We start from the raw sequence: 20,309 nt of genomic DNA, 5'->3' as shown, positions 1-20,309 counted from the left end.
ACCTGGTGAAATACCAGGTCGGCTTTAGGGTCTGGCCCTTACTTGAGCTTAAACCTGCTGACCATTTCGTTGAGATTTTCAGCCAGCTTGGACAATTCCACGGCACTGGTATTCACCTGAATGCTTCCCGCATTTATCTCATCAGCGGCTTGGCTGACCTGGTGGATATCCTCGGTCACCTCTCCTGCCACCGCAGATGTCTGGTTTACATTTTCATTGACTTCCTGAACCCCGGCAGCGGCCTGGCTGACATTGGTTGAAATTTCCTGGGTGGTGGCTGATTGTTCTTCTATGGCCGTTGCCACAGAGGTCACAATGGCATCGATTTCATTGATGATATCCACAATGGATCCAATGGCAGATACAGACTCCTGGGTGCTTGTCTGTACGTCGCCGATCCTGGAGCCGATTTCATCGGTGGCTTCTGCCGTCTGCTGGGCCAGGGCCTTGATTTCCCCGGCAACAACGGCAAAGCCTTTGCCTGCCTCGCCGGCTCTTGCCGCTTCTATGGTGGCGTTGAGTGCCAGCAGGTTTGTCTGTTCGGAAATATCTGAAATGGTTTCCGTGACCTTGGAAATTTCCAAAGCGGCCTTGCCCAGGTCATCGACCTTTCTGGAAATATGTTCTGCCTTTTCAACTGCAGTTGATGTTGTCTGGCTTCCCTTTGAGGTGTTTTTCGCAATTTCATTTATGGTCGCTGACATCTCTTCTGCAGCCGCAACAATCACCTGAAGACTGGCAGTGGTCTGTTCAGTGGCTGCGGCAACACTGTTCATGCTGGTGGCCATCTCTTCGGCTGCCGATGCCACATTATTTGCCTTTTGAGAGGATTGCTCAGACCCTGAGGCCATCTGCTGTGAAATGGCTGAAAGCTCTGTGGAAGAAGATGTCAGGGGCTGGACTCCCCAGGTAATATCCGTGAACATACGGGTCAGATTTTCTGTCATTTTTTTCATATTACCGTAGACTCCCGTGATTTTTTTACCATGGGTATCAAATTCAACACTAAGGTCGCCCCGGGCAATGCGGTCAGCGATTCTGGCAAGTTTGGACGGATCACTTCCCAACTGGGCCATGATACGGCCGACAAACCAGAGCACAGCCAAAACCGTGAGAACCAGAAAAATAATGCCGGCCATCAGAACAATATTTCGGATCTCAACCACCGGCGCCATAAATTCAGCCTCATTCTGGGTCACGCAGATGCTCCAGCCGGTGGCAGGAACCGGTGCAAAGCCCGCGATTTTAGGGATACCTTTAAAGGTATAGTGGTCCATTCCGGATTTTTGAGCCAGCATATCATCCACAATCAATTCCATACCGTTGCGTTTCTTAAGGTCCAGTTTTAGGATATGGTCCTGGTTTGGATGGGCAATGATCAGCCCTTTTTTGTTGGCCATAAAGCAGTAACCGGTGCTGCCCAATTTTGCCTGGGAAATCTGCTTTGACAGGGTATCGAGTTTAAGGGTTATTCCAAACATACCCGCAAACTGTCCGGAATCTGTTTTCAGGGGTACGGCCACTACGGTAATGGGGAGCCCTGTGGTCTTGGATATGACGGGTGATCCAATGACAACGGTTCCGCTTGTTTGAACCAAAGAAAAATAATCCCTGTCTTTGATAGATAATTTTGTTGTTCGATTGGCGCCGCCCTTGTTGTCGGATATGAAGGTTCCCCGCGCATCCGTGACAAAGAAAAGATTATAATTTTCTCCTACTTCATTAAAGGCATCTCCCAAAAAATTGTCCAAATCCTTTAATTCCATCATGGCATTGTCCACCCCGACCCGGGCCACTTGGGAGGCGGCTTCCTTTATTCGTGGATCAACAGCCAGCCCCTTTGCAAATTTGATTTCCTGGGCCATGACCATGTCCACCATGGTGGCCATGTTTTTAGCCACCATCTGGGCCTGTCCCTTTGCAAGAAAACCAAGTGCTGTTGATGATTTGCTGATTGCAAAAAGCCCGACAATCATTAAAGGGACGATGGCAGCCAGAACTCCCCCGACAATGAGTTTGAATTTTAGTGATCTTTTTTTCATTTTTTCTTTCCTTGATTTAAGGTTATTTTTTTTCGTCTTTAAATTTAAGTTGTCCCCTGTTCTGCTCTATTTTAAAACCCGCCTGCCATGAGAATGCCTCCCTTGTGTTCTGATATATTTTTTTTAAAACAGATATAATATCTAAAAAGTCGCTGTCCTGGGAACTGATAAAGCTGGGATTTAATTGAAGCCCAAAGGCCATCATCCCCTTTGCCTCATCGGGCAGAACCAAAATTCGCCTGGTGTTGTCAAATAAAGGTTTTAAGCCCAGCAGGTCATGGATATCTTTTTTACAGGCCGTAAAAAAAATGATTACCGATATCCTGTTTAACGGCCTGCAAAGGATCTGGGATAAATGACCGGCAGAATCTATAGTCTCAATTTGAACTTCTGGAAGTTGCTGGTGAATCATTTTTCCAAGTTTTTTTCCCAAAGAATCTTTATCCTTAGTATATATGATGAGTTTCATTTTCTCCTGATTCACCCCTTTTATATTAAATATAGATCGCCTTTAGTGTTGGGTTAAAGCAGAATGCATGCCAATGGGTATTTTATTTGAATTTTGCTATAATACCGATGGGTTATGGGCGTGATCAAGAGATTTTAGATTAAGGGATAGATGGATATTCCCATAAACAGGAATCAAGCTGTTCCTGTTTATGGGAATCAGGAACGTTTATAGAAAAAAGCAGGGGCGAAAAATATAGGAAGGGCCAAAACCGGGAAGGCCGTATTTTTTTAAAAGCCCATACAAGCGGGACTGGGATGTGCCGGAAATTCGGCAGGCCGCTTTCCGGTCCCCTCTTGAGCGGTTGATCAACTCTTTTAGATAATTTTTTTCAAACATGGCCCGGTAATCGTTCAGGGCGGGCAGTCCGTTTTCAATCCCCATGGGGGCGGAGAGTTTTAAGTTTGTTGGCAAAACCGGCTCAAACTTTAGCTCGGACATCCGGTATTCTGGGGGTAAATGTTTGGGGAAAAGTGTTGGATCATTGCCGGCCGATGCCAGTACATATTCCAGCACATTGATCAATTCACGGATATTTCCAGGCCATTTGTGTTTGGATAAGATTTTGAGAAATTCAGGCGAAATGGCTTTGGTTGAAATCTTGTATCGGTTTGCAAATTCATGGAGTTTTTTAACGGTGATTTCTTCAATATCTGTTTGCCTCTCCCTGAGAGGGGGCAGTTTGATTTCCATGGCACGGATTCGATACAAAAGATCCTGCCTGAAAAGATTTTCTTGGACCATTTTATCCAAATCCAGGTTTGTTGCTGCCACCAGACGAATATCAACAGGAATCTCCTTATTCCCGCCCAGGGGACGGACAGATCTTTCTTGGAGGGTTCGCAGAAAAGATTTTTGAGCGGCCAGGGGAAGATCTCCGACTTCATCCAGCATCAATGTGCCGCCATTGGCCTGAACCAGAAGCCCATCCTGTTTTTTTTCAGCACCTGTGAATGCCCCTTTTTCATGTCCGAACAGGGTACTTTCCAGCAATGTTTCCGGCAAAGCACCGCAATCAACAGCAATAAACGGATGGTCCGCTCTTTTACTGTTTTCGTGTATGGCTTTTGAAAATAATTCCTTGCCTGTTCCGGTTTCTCCTGTAATCAATACACTGGCATCCGTTGCCGCGGCCTTGCCCACCTCTTCCAGGCAATTTCTGATCGCACCTGATTCCCCAAGGATATCAGGCCGGATCAGTGGAACCAAACAAGGGGCGGCCAATTTTTCCTTGCGATATTGAAGGGCTCTTGCAATGGGCAAAGAGACTTCATCAAGGAGAAAAGGCTTTTGGACATAATCCCATGCCCCGTATTTAAATGCCAGTTCTGCGCCTCTGGAGTCTCCGGTCCCGGTGATGATGATCACCTCTGGTGCCTGATGCGCCCCGGTAAATTCAGGCAGCAGATCCAACCCGTTTCCATCGGGAAGTTCCAAATCAAGAAGGACCAGATCAAAATCCTGGTTTCCAAAAAGAGTGAGTCCCTCTTTGACGGTATGGGCGATCTCAAATTCATACCCCATCTGTTCGAGCAGCGTGCTGAAAAACAGACATATTTTTGAATCATCATCAATAATTAATCAGTGATGTCCGGTTAGGTTTTTGCTTGCTCAATAATTTTTTGATCTTTGACAATATTGTCCCTGTTTGAACTATGAGAGCTCTGCTCCTCGCAGCCAAACAGGTCATTTAGAATGGCGGTTCGCAGCTGCCGAACTCTTTTGATCGTGACCTTTTCATTAAACTGTTTTTGGCAATGGATTGCCAGTAACAGGTAAGTGATAAGGCCGCCAAGAATCTGAACCATAAGGCCGTATTCACTGCGGGCAATGAGATGATATACCTTCAGATGTTCTTTCCACCATTTGAAAAAATCCTCAATGGTCCACCGGAGTTTATAAATTGTTGCTATTTGTTCCGCTGTTAAATCATGCCTGTCAGTTGCCACATAGTATTTGACGCCAGCAATTTTATAGCCAACAACCCGAACAGGCCTTTTCGTCTGGTTTTGATTCGGAGTACCAAGTTTAACCAGTGCATCATAAAAAATGTAGCTGTCGGAAGGGGTCTCGTGGTTATCAATAATTGTTCTTGTTGTCCTGGTTTTTATACGGCAGACAAAATGTTTGCCTTGCTCCTGAAGCAGGTCAAATTCTTTATGGGATTGATATCCACGATCCATAACACCTGTTTGCCCCTTGGAAAGTATTTTGGGAACAAAAGTGCGTTCAGCGCCGTTGCCTTCAGTCAAAAAGATTTTGTTTGGGATTCCGTGATTAATGTCAAATCCGCAATGTACTTTGGCTTTTTTACTTCCTTTTCTGTAGTTCGCCCAGTGCATTGAAAGGACTGCATTTATGAGACTACCGTCAATGGAAACCAACTCTCCTAACTCGGCGTGTTCACCCGGATGACACTCAAGAGCCTGTTTATAAAGATCCTCAAAGATAAATTGCAGTTGTTCGAGTCCCCTGTGATTGATGGCTTCACAGAAACTACTACGGCTGATACCACCGTCTGGCGCAATATTTTCTTTAGCAAAAACATTCTCCTTGAGATCCTGAATTAAATGTCGGGCAGACTTGTGCTCCTGAAGATGGAAATAAACCAAAGCATTTATCTGGTCTTCGAATGTCATTTTTAAAGGGCGGTCTCCTCGAGATTGTAATTCCGGTGCTTTTGAAAGTGACTTTATCAGAGGGCACCTGAAATTGTCAAAGTTCAGGGACCGTAGTTGTTTTTTAGGGACTGAGATGTGCGTCATTTGAGCTCCTTGAGTTAAATTTTCAAGGCGCACAAAAATTTTTACGCACATTTGTCAACACAAAACCGACTGTTTTTTCAATGATTTTAGATGCTTTTTATATGCAACAACCTAACCGGACACTACTGATAATTAATACTTTAACCATACCCTATTCCTGTTTTTGTCCTAGTTTTAATGCCGCTTTTATGATACGTGATAACTCGCTTGTAATCATGGGTTTCATGATCAAATCAGAAATGCCGCAGGCCTGTATTGTCTCAGAAGTTACCCCTTCGCTAAACCCTGTACACAGAACAATGGGGATGTCGGGTCTTTCTGCCTTTAAAAGGGCGGACAGTTCAAGACCATCCATCCCGGGCATTCTCAGATCGGTTAAAACAAGATCAAACCCCATGGGATCCCGCTTAAAGGCGTCAACGGCATCCAGGCCATTGTTCATACCGACAATGTCATACCCGAGTGTGCCCAGCATCTGGGAGGTCCATTCAATAATAGAGGGTTCATCATCCACGATGAGTATCCTGCTCCTCTCGGTTATAAGTGGTTCTGCTTTCCGGTTTTCATCCTCTCCGGTTTTGCTGGTCTGCTCTGGAATCAGCATTTCAACGCTTGCCCCCATTCCAGGTTCGCTGTGGATGGAAATATGGCCATTCATCTCCTGAACGATCCCATACACCAGGGACAGCCCCATTCCAGTGCCTTCTCCCTTATGTTTTGTTGTGAAAAAGGGGTCAAACACTTTTTCGATAACATTTTTAGGAATACCGCACCCGGTGTTTGAAACGGTGATATGAACATATTTGCCCCGGGGCAATTGTTTTAAGAGGAAGGTATCATCGGCACCAAGATCAATGGATTTCAGTTTCACATCAAGTATTCCGCCGTGATCTTTCATGGCATAGGCTGAATTGGTAAAAAGGTTCATAAACACCTGGTGCAACTGGGTTGGATCAGCCATGACCATATGATCTGTTCCGGGAAAATGCATTTTAATATCAATGTCCGGGGAGATTGAGGCTTTTAAAAATTTGAGACATTCTTTGACCAGAGAGACAACCCGGATCACATCCTTTTGGGCATCTGATTTGCGGCTGAATGTCAATATATGCTTTACCAGTTCCCTGGCTCGCAAGCCCGCATCCAGAACTTGTTTCAAATTGTTTAGGATCTTCTGGTCCCCGTTTGAGTTGAGTTTTGCAAGTTCCGTAAACCCGAAAATAGAGGAAAGAATATTATTAAAATCATGGGCTATGCCTCCGGCAAGGGTGCCAAGGGCTTCCATTTTCTGGGTCTGCTGTATCCGCTGTTCCATTTTTTTTCGCTCGGTAACGTCCTGAATGGTTCCCCGAAGAAAGTGGCCTTTGGGACCGGGCACAGGTTCTGGTTCGCAGATGGCATTCACCCATTTCATTTTGCCAGAAGGCAGGATGAGATTCAACTCAATGTCGTAGGGTCAGCCTTGGGAGTATGCCTTGTGAATCGCAGAATCGAATTGTTCCCACCATTTTCCCACATATATTTTTTGAAGGTCCGCAAAAGGATAAGGCCCCTTCTCGGGATCTCTTTCAAAAATCTGGTAAAGCTCCTCTGACCAGACACGAACACCTGTTTGTGGATCAGACGACCAATTGCCAATGCCGGCTATTTTCTGGGCGATTCGCAGGTCCGCATTGCTTTCAACTAATTTTTTTTCCAGGGATTTGCGCTGGGTAATATCCCTTGTGATTCCCAATATTTTTTCTGGAATACCTTTGTCATTTTTTAAAAAGCGGGCATTGACTTCAATCCATATGGTTGAGCCAGATTTTTGAATCATTTCCAATTCAAGCACATTGAATCGTTTTGCATCCGCACCGTCCCGGTCCAGTTCTTGGGAAATGACTGCAGAGAGTTGTTCCCGGGATTTTTGAGTCAGATGCTCCTCCATCTCCAAACCAATGAATTCCGCCGGGGCGTATCCTGACAGGCCTTCCATGGCCGGACTGACATAGGAAAATCTAAAATCGGCAAGCTGAAGAATCCAGATCGCATCGGTTGCATTCTCTGCCAGCAGACGATAGCGCTCCTCGCTTTTCCGCAAATCAACCACCGCCTTTTTTCTTTGAAGAATTTTCCAGACACCGTCCATCATCAATCCCAATTGACGGACATCTGAATCATTATAGTCCTCTTTTTTGTTTCCAACGCCTGCCAGGGCAACCATTTTATCCCCGTCAAAAATGGGAACATTCATTACCCGTAAAATTTTGACATGGCCTTGGGGATATCCTTGTTTTGCCGATGAGGAAAAATTGGGGTAGTCATTGATGATTAATGGTTTTCTGGACCGGGCCGCTTCAGCACACAGGCCGGTATCTGCAACCTTGTATACCAGTATTTTATCCTCAATTTCGCATTGTCTCATGGCCTGTCTTGACCAGGTGTGCATCCTCAGCTGTGATTCATCCTCACTTAAAAATGCCAGGTATCCAATTTCGCTTTGGGTCAAAGAGATCGCTTCTTCCAGGGCAAATTCTGTCAGGGCATTCATTGATGCATGGGTCATCTGGTTTAATTCAAACAGCTTCTTTAATCTCAATTCGTCCAGGTTTCGTGCTTTTTCCGCCAGATTTTTTTTCTGCTCAATTTGAATCACCTGTTTGGTAATATATAGGGATAAAAGGATGATAAATACCAGGATGCCGCCGAAAATGGTTAGAATCTTTTGGCGAATCAATTTTATCTCCCGATGAATATCGTCTACATAGAAACCGGTTCCAAGAACCCAGCCCCAGGGTGAAAATTTTTCAACATAGGAAATTTTCGGCACTTTTTTCTGGGGAATATCCTTCCATTGCCAATGATATCCCACAAAACCGCCTTGTTTTTTCATCACCGTTTCAACCATTGCAACAAAGGGGTATTTCCCTGCGGCGTCTTTGAAAACTCTCAGGTCGCTTCCCTCTATATCCGATCGATAAGGATGCATAACCATAAAGGGATGCATATCATTGATCCAGAAATAATCCTTGCCTTCCGGCCCGTATCTCAGGGTGCGGATCTGATGTTTTGCTTCTGCGCGTGCTGTCTCCGGCGTGATTTCCCCCTGCTTTATTTTCAACTCAAATTCGTACAATAAACTGATTACACTGTCGGTTAGATTATGGATGGCTTCTTTTTTCTGATCCAGCAATTGTTTTTTTTGTTGGGGAATGAAGACTAAAAAGAGACTGAGTACAAAAATAATGTAGGTGGTATATAGCGGCAGCAGAATCTTAAGGGAACTGACCAAGGTTTTTTTTGGGGGAAAACCGTCAATTAAGTCATTTTTTTTAACGCGAAGTTCGGCCAAAACCTCTCCTTCAAACTCAATAAATTTGGAATTAAATTAGTCTATCATCTTATTTCACCGAGTCAACGTACAAAAGTGACCTTGGTAAAAAATCATTTGATTAAAATTGCCTATGGGGTTCAGCGAAATTGTTCTTTTAGTCGACAGGACCATCAACCGGTATGGTTTTAACGGTTTTCATCCAAAGCCCTTCCAGGATCGAGGCCGTTACGGCAAGGTGAGAAAGGCTTTTTTCCATTGTGTAAAAGTTTCAGACACCTATATTTTTTCCAATGATTTTCCTGGAAAAAGCCTGCCTGCTCCCGATCCTCGCCCCACGGTCTTTTCCCTTTTTCAGGGGCTGTCCTGTACTTGACTTTAGCCCGTGGTACGGCTTTTGCTGTTTAATTTTTTGTTCCTCAATCTTAAAAAAAGGGGATGGGTATTATCGGCTAATCATTAATCATCAAAGGAAAAGACAATGGCCTATGAAGATGCGTATACAGACTGTAAATGGATGGACTTTGACCTTGTTTACAAGTTTATGAAAAATGTTCTCATGGCAAGCGGGGTGCCTGAAAAGGATGCAGATATTGTCAGCGATGTATTGATCACCTCTGACAAATACGGGATTGATTCCCATGGCATCGGGCGTTTAAAACCCATATACATTGACAGAATTGATTCAGGCACCTTGAATCCTCTGACCCAGATTTCCATTGTCAGGGACAGGAAAACCACTGCTGTTTTAGACGGGAACAACGGCATGGGACATGTGATTGCCAAAAATGGGATGCAAATGGCCATGGACAAGGCCCGTGTACACGGCATGGGCATGGTTGCCGTAAGAAATTCAACCCACTACGGTATTGCCGGCTATTATGCGAGAATGGCGGCCAAAAAGGGGATGATCGGTATCACCGGCACCAATGCCAGGCCTTCCATCGCTCCGACCTTTGGGGTGGAAAACATGCTGGGCACCAATCCTTTGACCGTTGGATTTCCAACGGACGAGGATTTTCCTTTTATTCTGGACTGTGCCACATCGGTTTCCCAGCGGGGTAAAATTGAGGTTTACGGCAGGGCTGAAAAACAAATCCCTTCAGGATGGGTGATCGGGCAGGAGGGCAACACCCGTACCGACACTGTCAGGATTTTAGAGGATCTTACCCTTGGAAAGGCGGCTTTTAGCCCCCTTGGGGGATTGGGCGAAAAGACCGCCGGGTATAAAGGCTATGGATATGCCACCATTGTTGAGGTCCTTTGTGCTGCACTTCAAGGGGGAAATTTTTAAAACAGCTCAGCGGAAAGGATGCTGACGGCAATAAAACACCCATTCCTCTGGGCCATTTTTTTATGGCCGTTGATATTGAAGAGTTCACTGGGCTGGACAAATTCAAAGCGACTGCCGGACAGATCATGCGGGATCTGCGGGCCTCAAAAAAAGCACCCGGCCAGGATCGTATTTATACGGCAGGGGAAAAAGAATGGCTGGCCTGGCAGTATCGAAAGGTCCATGGCTGTCCCGTCCCAAAGAGCCTTCAGGCACAGATGACAGAACTCAACCACCGTTTCAATTTAAACTATTGCTTTGATTTTGATCAATGATACTGCCCTGCCCGGGGCAATTGGCACGGCTAGGGATTTAGGATCAAGGAAAATCCGCCCTTTTCCGGGTTGCCGGGCCATGGATAAGATACAACGGAAAAAAAGACCATTGTATTCGTGAAATATTCGGGTTACAGGGTTGGCAATTTGTGACGCTCTTTCATCTCAATGGCATTTTCAGGGCATATGGGAATGCACACCCCGCACCCATAACAGAGTTGGGGATTAAAGGCAATCCGGCCCTGGTCTGTCAGGTCGCGGGCCTTGAACGGGCAGTTTTCCGTACAAAAGCCACAGCCTGTGCACAGGGTCTCATTGGTGGCGGCAATAAAGTCGGAATGCATCACCAATTCGGTCCTATGGTGTTTGATTAGCAATTGGAGATCATGGCAGCAGCAGGAGCAGCAATTGCACAATGCAAATACTTTTTGGTCGGGCCGGTATAAGCTTAGGTGAACAAGCCCGGCTTCGGCCGCAGTGTGCAGCACCTGTTCGGCCTCATTGAAATCAATTTTCCGGGCCGCCTTTTGTTCAACCGCCTTTTGTGCAAAATCGTTGAGCAGAAAACAGACCTCTTTGGGTTTATCACATTGATAATGTGTCCGGCATGCGCATGGGGTTAAGGCAAAAGAATCGGCCCGGGCAATTATGGAAATGGCCTGTTGTGTCGGCATCACCCATTGCCTGGCTTCAAGGGATTGATGAATGGGAATGACCTTGGAGGAATATTTCATTTTATCTTTGCCCAGCCATTGATCGTAGCGAACGGCATATTTTGTTAGATATGAATCCATATATAGACTCCCAAGCTTAAATGATGAATATTAAAGAGAGATCTGATCACTCATGGTTTGAGTTCAACGGGCATTCTATCGGTCTGAACCTGGCAAATTTCAACCAGAGAAATATCTATATTACTTCAAGGGTTAAAATTTGCCTGTGCAAAGAAATCAAGCCAAAAGACAATTATTCAAAACGGCCCTGGCCCAAGGGATTCAGCCATGGGTCTGGGCCAGGCGTTTAAACATATTGACAAGGCCCGTGGACAGGGAATAAATGTTTTCTATGGGCAGATTTTTATCTGCGCTATCGTCAAAAAACAGGTTCAGATCCGATTCCAGCCCATCCTCGGCACGGTTGTAACAAATCAGCATGGGTAGCAGCGGCAACGGACGAATCATCAAAGAAATATCCGCATCATAATGATTCTGAACAGGTTTGCCGTTGAACAATTCTATGATGTCTTTGAAAAAAGAGGGGTTGGTATCTGCCACTTGTTTAAATGCCCCCACACATTGATACTCAAAAAAACGGGCCCAGTCTTTGGATGTTTTAAGTTCCCTGAAAGGCACCCATGATCCTGTCAAAGGGAGGCCTTTGCTGTTGAGGATATAGTTGTATACGGGCGGGGCGATCCATTGGTTGACATGAATATCTGTTGAGATTTCCCCTTTTTCATCAATGCCAAAGTCTTTGCCGAAAATTTTCAAGGTGAGTCTGCCTTTTGAAAATTTTGCGCCCAGAGGTTCAGCTCTTGATTCAAGATCGATTTTTTTTATCCGGTCTTTCAGCTGGCCCATCACCTTGATATAGTCCTGCTCAGGCGCAGATTCATATTCTAATTTTTGAGACCCATATTTTTCAAGTAACTCTTTATTAATGAACGGGCATTCGCTCAAGGCGATCTGCCCCTGGAAAACCGCCGCAGCAAAAGCCAGGCAGGTGGGTTTGTTGCATTTTCGGCAATTGGTTTTTTTCAATATTTTAAAGACATCCATGGTGTTTTTAAATTCAGCCATTGGTTTAATCTCCTTTGGTTTCGTCCGCACGGATTAGTTTTTGGGCCAAAAGTCCGCTGGTCATGGCCAGAGATTCCGGATCCAGATAATATTCCCCCTGCCGCTGGAACAAGACCTTGCAGTCGGCAGGAAAATCGTCATCTGCCTCGTTTACCAGCAGCAGCAGGGATAATCGGGGCAGGGCGGTAAATGAAAAAGACAGGTCATAGGCCAGGTCTGTTTGCTCGTTAACCCCCTGTATGTGTTCGGCCGCTGTTTTAAGCTCAATTAACCGGCCGGAAAAAAAGTCGATGATTTTCCGGGTGGTATCTGAATTGAAAAAGTTGGCATTGGTGAAATGAGATTCTTTTTTAAAATCACGAAATGTGCACCAATCAGCATCCAAATAGGATTGATCCGGGCAGTTCAAAAGATATTTGGATAAAATAACGCAGGTGACATAGTCTGCCTTTTTATTGGCCTCATCAAAAATGCCCCGGCCCGAGACCTGATAGGTTTGATCGAAAAGCCGAACATGGGCAATATTGTTTTTTACTTGAATGTTCAGCCGTTTTTTTATGGCATCCAGATCAATGGCTTGAATTTGTCTGCAATAGTTCTGGTAGTGGGTTTCAAATATTTTTGAATGTTCACTCATATGCGATTTCCTTTATCTTGTTGTCCATTTACCCTGCTAGTGTATTGAATTAACCTTAACTTGTGTATGAAAACATCCCCCATTTGGGTGATTTTTAAAAAAAAATATGAAATTTATGGTACGGCTCAACTTTGATCTGGCCAGTTTACCCCATTGACGGATCTTATATTGGTTTAAATGGGGGGGCTTTTTTTCGGCCGGCGGCCCTGTTGGGGGACCAAACCTGGCAACCGGGGTGGAAAAACCATACTTGCAGGGAGCAAACGATTCAATAAACCCGTGGTAACCTGATGGCAGATCAGGCAGACCCAAATCCGCCGCCTAATTTCATATTTGCTTAAATATGGGGATATTCCGTGCTTTCCTGGCCACCAGCAAGCTACCATATTGTGGCGCTAAGCGAGCGACAAGTGAGGTGTATAAGTCATACTCCCCAGGGAGGAGCAAACGCAGGCAACGAAAAAGGTGGTGCTGTATGGTGGATCAGGGGCAGAGCAGATCTGTTGACATCCGAAATCATCTACCCTATGGTGATAAAAAATAATAATTGGACAGGCGTTCATGGGGTCACAGAATTCAAATATAGGGTTTCACAGCTTGCGGGTATGCGCCATGGGCAGGGGGCCCAGAACCCGGACCGCATTTAAGCTCAAGGCGTATATGATGGCGGAATTTGAGTTTTCCAGGGATGTTACATTTTTATTTCCCTATATCAATGTCGTGGCAAAAAAAGCACAATTATTTGAAAATCCACCCCATATCCGGTTTAATTTTGACCATGTGCTTTGTGTGCTTCGTCCTGATAAAGGCCTTGTTTCCCCGGTGGATGACAGTGAGGATGCACGGGCCTTGATCATTGGTTTGATGGGGTTTTTAAACCAGGTCTACCATCAAAAGGAAATGATCTCTCCCCGGTATAAATTTTTCAGCCAGACATCCCTCACCCAGATATTGAAGCTGCTGCCCCAGACCAATTGCAATGAGTGCGGCTTTGGCACCTGCATGGCCTTTGCCGCCATGCTCAGCAGACAGCGGACCACGCCTGGACGCTGTCCGTATATCAACCTGCCGGTCCAGGAAAAAGCCGTTTTCCCCATCCATGATAATGAGGGCAAACTGCTTTCCACCATTGCTTTGGATATCGATAACACTCAGAATATGTCTGATTTAAATTCAGCCAATCAATATATTGAAAACCTGGAAAAAAAGTTAGCGCATTTATCCGCCATAAAAGAGGGGCTGCAAGATGAGGCCAACACGCAATTGCCCTCACCTTTAAGCCAAAGGGAAATCCAGGTGCTTCAACTCCTTGCCTGCGGCACCACCAATGTGGAAATTGCCCAATCCCTGAATATCAGTCCCCATACGGTAAAAAGCCATATCAACCATATTTTTAATAAACTGGCGGTGAACAGCCGGACCCAGGCCTCTGTCTGGGCCACCCAGAATCATTTTGTATGATTTTTATTGAATATTATGGGGCGGTTGTCTTTTCCCTAAAAAGGGTCCTAATTTTTTCGGCCCGTTTGCGGTTCACCCCAAAATCAAAATATCCCAATCGTGCGGCCGAGCGCAGGTGAATCTTTTTTTCTTTTGGAAAATAAAATTCCAGATCATCGACAAACCCCATGACTGCCGACCGGCATTCAACATGAAGATAATTTTTAGTTTCCCCAACAATCTGTGTTCGTTGAAAAGAGTTGATGACTGATTTTAACCGTGCCATCGCCGCCGCCTTTTCATTCTGATAGGTCATGGGTGCCACAAAATGGTCTTTATCCGGGGCCTGGCTGGAAACACAATTGGGTTTGCCCGGGCAGCCGGCCAGCTGGTTGTGGTGGATGCCTAAATTCTCCGGGCGTTGCCCTGCACAGGAAAAAAATATGAAACAACTGATGATTGAAACCCCAAGTTTTTTCATTGTTTATCCTTTTATTGAGTCTGGGTTTTTTGATACCAGTGTAAACCATAGTCGTGTAAAACATAACAATCAAGCTTTGAATATGGTATATCTATGATTCATTTTTATATTTGTAAGTTTAAACCCAAGATTGCCGGGTGTGATACAAAAACACAAAAAGGCCTTGCAGGGCCTGTATTCAATAAAAAAAGGGGTTCATGACTGCTTTTACCGTATTACCATTAACCAAACCAATGATCGAAAATCTTAAGACCCTGGGATATCAGGAGATGACTCCGGTCCAGAAACACAGCTTGCCCCATCTGCTAAAAGGGCAGGACCTGCTGGCCCAGGCCAAGACAGGGAGCGGGAAGACCGCAGCCTTTGGCATCGGCCTGCTGCACAAGCTGAATGTCAAGCATTTCAGGGTGCAGGCCCTGGTGATGTGTCCCACCCGGGAATTGGCAGAGCAGGTGAGCTGCGAGCTGAGGCGAATCGCCCGGTTCAAACATAATATTAAAATTGTAACCATCTGCGGCGGAGTGCCTTTTTTGCCCCAGCAAATCTCTTTGGAGCATCAGGGACATATTGTGGTGGGGACTCCCGGGCGCATTGAACAGCATTTAAAGCGCGGGACAATGAATCTTGATCATGTCAAAACCCTTGTTCTGGATGAGGCCGATCGAATGCTGGATATCGGCTTTAGCGACAGCATTGAAGCGATCATGGCCTATGTTCCCCAAACTCGTCAGACCCTCCTTTTTTCAGCGACTTTTCCAGAGCCGATCCTTGATTTAAGTACACGGTTTCAGAAAACCGCCCTTCAGGTGAAGGTGGATACTGAGCATGAAGACAACGTTATTCGCCAATATTTTTATGAGTCCGGCCCTGAGTGGAAGCCCGCGGCTACAGCCCAGATTTTAGAGGCATATCAGCCGGCTTCGGCACTGGTTTTCTGTAATACCAAACTGCAGTGCAAGTCTCTTTCAACCTTTCTTAAGGCAAAAGGATTTTGCTCTCTGGCCATTCACGGAGACCTTGAACAAAAGGATCGAACCGAAATACTGGTTCGTTTTTCCAATGGCAGTACCCCTATTTTAGTGGCCACGGACGTGGCTGCCAGGGGACTTGATATTTCGGAGCTTAGTGCGGTCATTAATTTTGATCTTCCCTTTGAACCCGAGGTGTATATCCATCGCATCGGCCGGACCGGCCGGGCCGGGAAAGAGGGCATGGCTTTTTCCCTGATGGCACCCCAGGAGCGTTTCAGGCTCGAAGAGATCAACCGTCTGATGGGTACTGATTTTGAGGTTTCTGATATTCAAATGCTTGAACCTTCAGATCAGGAGAGTGCCATTCCCATGGTGACCTTTTCCATCAACGGCGGGCGCAAGGTCAAGCTTCGGCCTGGAGATATCCTGGGGGCGCTGACCAAGGATGGGGGAATCGACGGGGGCAGCGTGGGCAAGATCAATTGTTTTGATTATTATTCCTACGTTGCCATTGAACGCACCATGGCCGATACGGCTGAAAAATCGCTTTCCAAAAATAAGATCAAAGGAAGGCATTTTATTGTCCACAGACATGAGTAATGGAGATTTACGGTTGAATATTAAGAAAAAAAATCCACCGGGTTCTGTTCCGGGTCAAAAAGGCCTGATCGTTGCCCATCATGGGGTTGCCGTGGATGTCTTGTTTGCATCGGGGGAAAGGCAAAAAATCAAGGTGAAACGGCGTGAGGGCCATGTTGTGGGAGACTCGGTGGTGGTCCATAGCCAGCGTCTTACCCGGCTGCCGCGTAAAACAACACTTTGCCGAAGGGATTCCAGGGGCAGTGTCCGGACCATCGGGGCCAACCTGGACGTTCTCGGTGTGGTGGTCTCCCCCCTGCCGTTGCCGACCCCCGGATATATTGACCAGGCCATTGTGGCTGCAAGAGAGGCCGACCTTTTACCAGTGCTGGTGATCAACAAGAAGGATCTTGAAGCGGCTGAATCCTTTGTTGCTGAAATTAGGGCTGTTTATTCAGGGATTGTGGATATTTTTGTTGTCAGCGCAGAGACAGGAGAGGGGCTTGACGCCTTGACCTTGTTTTTGGGACAGGGGTTTCGCAGTTTTTTTGTGGGTATTACCGGGGTGGGCAAAAGCAGCCTGCTCAATGCCATCTGCCCGACTCTGGATCTCAAGGTCGGCCAACTCTATGAGGCCGGCAAAAGAGGGTGCAACTCCACCACGGTCTCGACCCTTCATTCACTGCCGGGCGGGGGAGAACTTGTGGACACCCCTGGGTTTAACGAATTCGGACTGGTGGATATCTCAACCCAGGACCTTGCAGGGTATTTTCCGGGGTTTGAAGAGGCCATGGAAAGCCGCTGCCGTTTCGGGGACTGCCGCCACCGCAGCGAACCTGGCTGCGCCGTGCTCGAACGGGTTGAGAGCAAAATAATCACCCGGGAACGCTATGAGACCTATATTGGTATCCTTGACCAGCTTGAGGCCGGGGATGCCCGGTTCAAAACCCGAAGATAGGCCATGGTATTGAAGGGCAGCAGGTGAAAAAAGGCCATCCCGATTTTACAAAGGAGGTTTGAGCCATGAAAAAGGCATTTGCCGCCACGCTTGTCATTTTGGCAATTATTATTTTTTTTCTTCAACCCGCTCCAATTGATCCGGCAGCGTATTTCCCGCCCGAGCCCCGGGACTTTACCCGTTTGCAGGCGTCAGCCGGGCTTTTGCAAACGGCCCAGCTTTTGGCTTTGGGAGAGATTAACGGGCCTGAAGAGGTGGCCGTGGATAGACAAGGCCGTGTCTACGGGGGAACCCAGGATGGGAAAATTATCTGCCTTCTGCCCGATGGCCGGCTTAAACCCTTTGCAGATACCAAAGGTCGTCCTTTGGGTATGAAATTTGATCTAAATGACAACCTGATTGTCTGCGATGGCTATCAGGGACTGCTCTCCATTAATCCCCAGGGAAAAATTACGGTTCTGGCAAGATCGGCAGACGACCTGGATTTTAAGTTTACCGATGCCTTGGACATTGGCAGTGACGGGATCATCTATTTTACGGATGCAAGTGCCAAATTTGGACCGGATGAGTATCTTTATGATCTTTTAGAATCAAAACCCCACGGCAGGTTCCTCAGCTACGATCCTGCCACAGGCCGGGTAAAGGTTTTGTTAAAATCCCTTTATTTTGCCAATGGCGTGGCCCTGTCCGAGCAGGAAGATTTTGTTCTGATTAATGAGACCTACCGCTACAGGATTGTTCGTTATTGGTTAAAAGGACCCAAATCCGGTACCCATGAAATATTTATTGATAATCTGCCGGGATTTCCAGACAATATTTCCAGTAATCATAAGGGAAGATTCTGGCTGGCCCTTTTTACGGTTCGCAATAAAATTGTGGACCAGACTCATCCCTTTCCTTTTTTAAAAGCCCTTATATCCAAATTGCCCAAAGCCCTGTGGCCCAAGCCCACACCCTATGGGCTGGTTCTGGCATTGGATGAACAGGGGAAGATCACCCAATGCCTGCACGATCCCACAGGCGAACACCTCAAAGAGATCACGTCTGCCCGGGAACATCAGGGGTATCTTTACCTGGGCAGTCTGCACAACGATCGAATCGGAAAATACAGATTGGCTGACAAGGTTGAATCAAAATTGATTAGAATTGATTAGACATAATGGCTGACAGACTAATCAATCGTATTTTTTTACCCAGGGGGTGAAGTCATCAAAGGGGGCGGGGAAAATAAAAAAGCGGGTGTGAAACCGGAATGGGTTTTTCCGGTCTCACACCCGTTTTAATTGTCTTTTTAAATAAAAATTATTTGTTTTTTAAATCTTTGCCAAACCCTTTAACAATTGAGAACATCATGGCAATCATCACCAATGTATAGCAATGCCGATAATTATTTATACATCCTGATAATTTCATCAATCGTTTCGTTTTCATTGTATTCACGGATGGTTTTTAGGGCCGCAAAATCGTGTTCAATCGGATTGAGATCCGGTGAATACGGGGGCAAAAACAAAAGAGCTGCACCAGTTCTTTCTATCAAATATTTGGTTTCTTCGCCCTTGTGGAAGGATGCGTTATCCATCACAACGACATGATTATCGTTCAGATGTGGACTCAACTGGTGTTCGATCCAAGCATTAAAGATATCCGCATTGCATGTTCCCTGAAACAAAAATGGTTCTTCAAAACTATATTCGATGCGGGCAGCAATCAAAGACGTTCGAGGGTGCTTTGTTCCTGCAATCAAACCATGAACACGCTGCCCTTTGAGAGCATATCCATAGCGACGGGTTGTATAAGGCGAAAAGCCGCTTTCATCAACATAAACAAACGTTTTGCAACGACGTACATAACGTTCACGAAGACGAAGATATGCCTTTCTTTTGCTGGAGTGGAGTTCCTGGAACCATCTTTTCCATCTGTAAATAAATCCCTATCAAATTCCCAGCTCTTTATCCAGCCGGCCTTCAAAGAAAATTGCCAACTGGGAAATTGTCAGTGACCAATTTTGAATCGGCATTGTCCATTTTTTACTGGCGTTCTGGATCCCCATGTAAAGCAGCTTTAACAGGCTGTCCTGGTTCGGGAATGATCCCTTTGTTTTGGTCAGTTTTCGAAACTGTCGATGCACAGCCTCAATGGTATTTGTGGTGTATATTATCCGTCGAATCTCTTCTGGATATTTAAAGAAATGACTGAGGCGTTCCCAGTTGTTCCGCCAGGATTTTATCACAATCGGGTATTTGTCATTCCATTTATTTTCCAAGATATCCAGTTCTTCTTCGGCCAGATCCTTATTGACCGCTTTATAAACACGTTTTAGATCTGCCATAAATTCTTTTTTATTTTTGGAACCAACGTATTTCAATGAATTTCGGATCTGGTGGACTACGCAGAGTTGAACTTCTGTGTCCGGGAATATGGTCTCAATGGCCTCGGGAAAACCTTTTAGACCATCAACACAGGCAATCAGGATATCTTTTACCCCTCGGTTTGAAAGGTCTGTTAACACCTGCAGCCAGAAGTTCGCACCCTCATTCTCGGATATGTACAGCCCAAGAACCTCTTTGCGGCCCTCGATATTCACCCCAAGAATTGTGTAAACGGCCTTGCTGCCGACCTTTCCGTTTTCTCGTACTTTATAATGTATGGCATCAAGCCATACGATTGGGTACACATTTTCCAACGGCCTGGCCTGCCATTCTTTGACGGTATGGATGATTTTATCGGTAATGGTGCTCAGAGTGGCATTTGAAATCTCAAGTCCATAGATTTCCTGTAAATGGGAAGCCATATCATTATAACTCATGCCCAGGCCGTAAAGGGCTATTATCTTTCTTTCAATTTCATCGCTGAGCGTTGTCTGATGTTTTTTGACGATCTGTGGAGAGAAGGTTCCGGCCCTGTCACGCGGGGTTTTTAGCTCAAATTTATCATCCAGGGATTTAATGGTCTTTTTGCTTTTTCCATTACGGCGGTTGGCAGAAACTTCCTGCCCGAGATGGGACTCCAACTCTCCTTCAAGAGCAGCTTCAGCAAGATTTTTGATTAATGATGTAAGGACGCCGCCCTTACCTGTGAAGGGTTTACCTTCCTGGATGCCTTTAAGGGCTTTTTGAAAATCAAATTCGGTGTTTTCTTCGGTCATGTCAGTTCTCCTTATTTAGCTGAGTATATCAGCTTTCATTCAACTGACACAGAATTTTGAACG

General features: G+C 45.8%; 15 protein-coding genes and 3 pseudogenes. 6 read left to right on the top strand and 12 right to left on the bottom strand.

The features are described from left to right. Window positions 1-38: 38 nt before the first annotated feature. The 6 genes and pseudogenes from HUN05_00090 to HUN05_00065 form a co-directional block, all read right to left on the bottom strand. Complete coding sequence (locus HUN05_00090; protein WDP83764.1) at window positions 39-2,042, bottom strand: Cache 3/Cache 2 fusion domain-containing protein; 2,004 nt, start codon at window positions 2,040-2,042, stop codon at window positions 39-41. A gap of 22 nt (window positions 2,043-2,064) precedes the next feature. After that, window positions 2,065-2,511: a hypothetical protein gene (locus HUN05_00085; GenBank protein WDP83763.1), complete on the bottom strand. Its 447-nt coding sequence runs from the start codon at window positions 2,509-2,511 to the stop codon at window positions 2,065-2,067. A 207-nt stretch (window positions 2,512-2,718) separates the two neighbouring features. Next, window positions 2,719-4,131, bottom strand: a pseudogene (locus HUN05_00080) (sigma-54-dependent Fis family transcriptional regulator). A 14-nt stretch (window positions 4,132-4,145) separates the two neighbouring features. Then, a complete protein-coding gene (locus HUN05_00075; protein WDP87844.1) occupies window positions 4,146-5,315 on the bottom strand; it encodes an IS4 family transposase in 1,170 nt (389 codons plus the stop codon). Window positions 5,316-5,466: 151 nt separating this feature from the next. Further along, window positions 5,467-6,729, bottom strand: coding sequence for a response regulator (locus HUN05_00070; GenBank protein ID WDP83762.1), 1,263 nt, complete (start codon window positions 6,727-6,729; stop codon window positions 5,467-5,469). 42 nt (window positions 6,730-6,771) lie between these two features. After that, the gene (locus HUN05_00065) at window positions 6,772-8,649 is read right to left on the bottom strand and encodes a cache domain-containing protein (GenBank protein WDP83761.1); all 1,878 of its coding nucleotides are present in this window, start codon (window positions 8,647-8,649) and stop codon (window positions 6,772-6,774) included. 460 nt (window positions 8,650-9,109) lie between these two features. Between HUN05_00065 and HUN05_00060 the strand changes: the two are divergent. Continuing rightward, window positions 9,110-10,236 (top strand): annotated as a pseudogene (locus HUN05_00060) (Ldh family oxidoreductase). 131 nt (window positions 10,237-10,367) lie between these two features. Here HUN05_00060 and HUN05_00055 read toward each other — a convergent pair. The 3 genes from HUN05_00055 to HUN05_00045 all read right to left on the bottom strand — a co-directional run bounded on the left by HUN05_00055 (window position 10,368) and on the right by HUN05_00045 (window position 12,672). Beyond that, entirely contained in the window at window positions 10,368-11,030 is a 663-nt protein-coding gene (locus tag HUN05_00055; protein WDP83760.1) for a 4Fe-4S dicluster domain-containing protein, read from the bottom strand. Between the two features lie 201 nt (window positions 11,031-11,231). Then, on the bottom strand, window positions 11,232-12,035 hold the full coding sequence (locus tag HUN05_00050; GenBank protein ID WDP83759.1) for a DUF3786 domain-containing protein: 804 nt from the start codon (window positions 12,033-12,035) through the stop codon (window positions 11,232-11,234). A gap of 4 nt (window positions 12,036-12,039) precedes the next feature. Further along, window positions 12,040-12,672: a DUF3786 domain-containing protein gene (locus HUN05_00045; protein ID WDP83758.1), complete on the bottom strand. Its 633-nt coding sequence runs from the start codon at window positions 12,670-12,672 to the stop codon at window positions 12,040-12,042. A 561-nt stretch (window positions 12,673-13,233) separates the two neighbouring features. On the opposite strand from HUN05_00045, the pseudogene HUN05_00040 reads away from it, so the two are divergent. Together HUN05_00040 and HUN05_00035 are read left to right on the top strand one after the other, a co-directional pair. Next, a pseudogene (locus HUN05_00040) lies at window positions 13,234-13,731 on the top strand (hypothetical protein). Further along, a complete protein-coding gene (locus tag HUN05_00035) occupies window positions 13,675-14,133 on the top strand; it encodes a response regulator transcription factor (GenBank protein WDP87843.1) in 459 nt (152 codons plus the stop codon). The pseudogene HUN05_00040 and the gene HUN05_00035 overlap by 57 nt, the downstream one beginning before the upstream one ends. A 13-nt stretch (window positions 14,134-14,146) precedes the next feature. Here the strand turns inward: HUN05_00035 and HUN05_00030 are convergent, their stop codons facing one another. Next, complete coding sequence (locus HUN05_00030) at window positions 14,147-14,593, bottom strand: DUF1499 domain-containing protein (GenBank protein WDP83757.1); 447 nt, start codon at window positions 14,591-14,593, stop codon at window positions 14,147-14,149. Between the two features lie 197 nt (window positions 14,594-14,790). Here HUN05_00030 and dbpA point away from each other — a divergent pair, with 197 nt between their 5' ends. From dbpA to HUN05_00015, 3 genes are all read left to right on the top strand, one after another. Next, on the top strand, window positions 14,791-16,164 hold the full coding sequence (gene dbpA / locus HUN05_00025) for an ATP-dependent RNA helicase DbpA (protein WDP83756.1): 1,374 nt from the start codon (window positions 14,791-14,793) through the stop codon (window positions 16,162-16,164). Next, entirely contained in the window at window positions 16,157-17,101 is a 945-nt protein-coding gene (gene rsgA, locus HUN05_00020; protein WDP87842.1) for a ribosome small subunit-dependent GTPase A, read from the top strand. Before dbpA ends, rsgA begins: the two co-directional genes overlap by 8 nt. Window positions 17,102-17,166: 65 nt before the next feature. Beyond that, window positions 17,167-18,255 (top strand): strictosidine synthase family protein, encoded by a 1,089-nt coding sequence (locus tag HUN05_00015; GenBank protein ID WDP83755.1) that lies wholly within the window; start codon window positions 17,167-17,169, stop codon window positions 18,253-18,255. A 233-nt stretch (window positions 18,256-18,488) separates the two neighbouring features. Here HUN05_00015 and HUN05_00010 read toward each other — a convergent pair whose 3' ends face one another. Further along, a complete protein-coding gene (locus HUN05_00010) occupies window positions 18,489-19,025 on the bottom strand; it encodes an IS630 family transposase (GenBank protein WDP87841.1) in 537 nt (178 codons plus the stop codon). A 9-nt stretch (window positions 19,026-19,034) separates the two neighbouring features. Beyond that, window positions 19,035-20,246, bottom strand: coding sequence for an IS256 family transposase (locus HUN05_00005; protein WDP83754.1), 1,212 nt, complete (start codon window positions 20,244-20,246; stop codon window positions 19,035-19,037). Window positions 20,247-20,309 lie beyond the last annotated feature (63 nt).

Source organism: Desulfobacter sp., assembly GCA_028768545.1.
Lineage (GTDB): Bacteria > Desulfobacterota > Desulfobacteria > Desulfobacterales > Desulfobacteraceae > Desulfobacter.
This window is presented reverse-complemented; position numbering and strand designations above follow the sequence as displayed.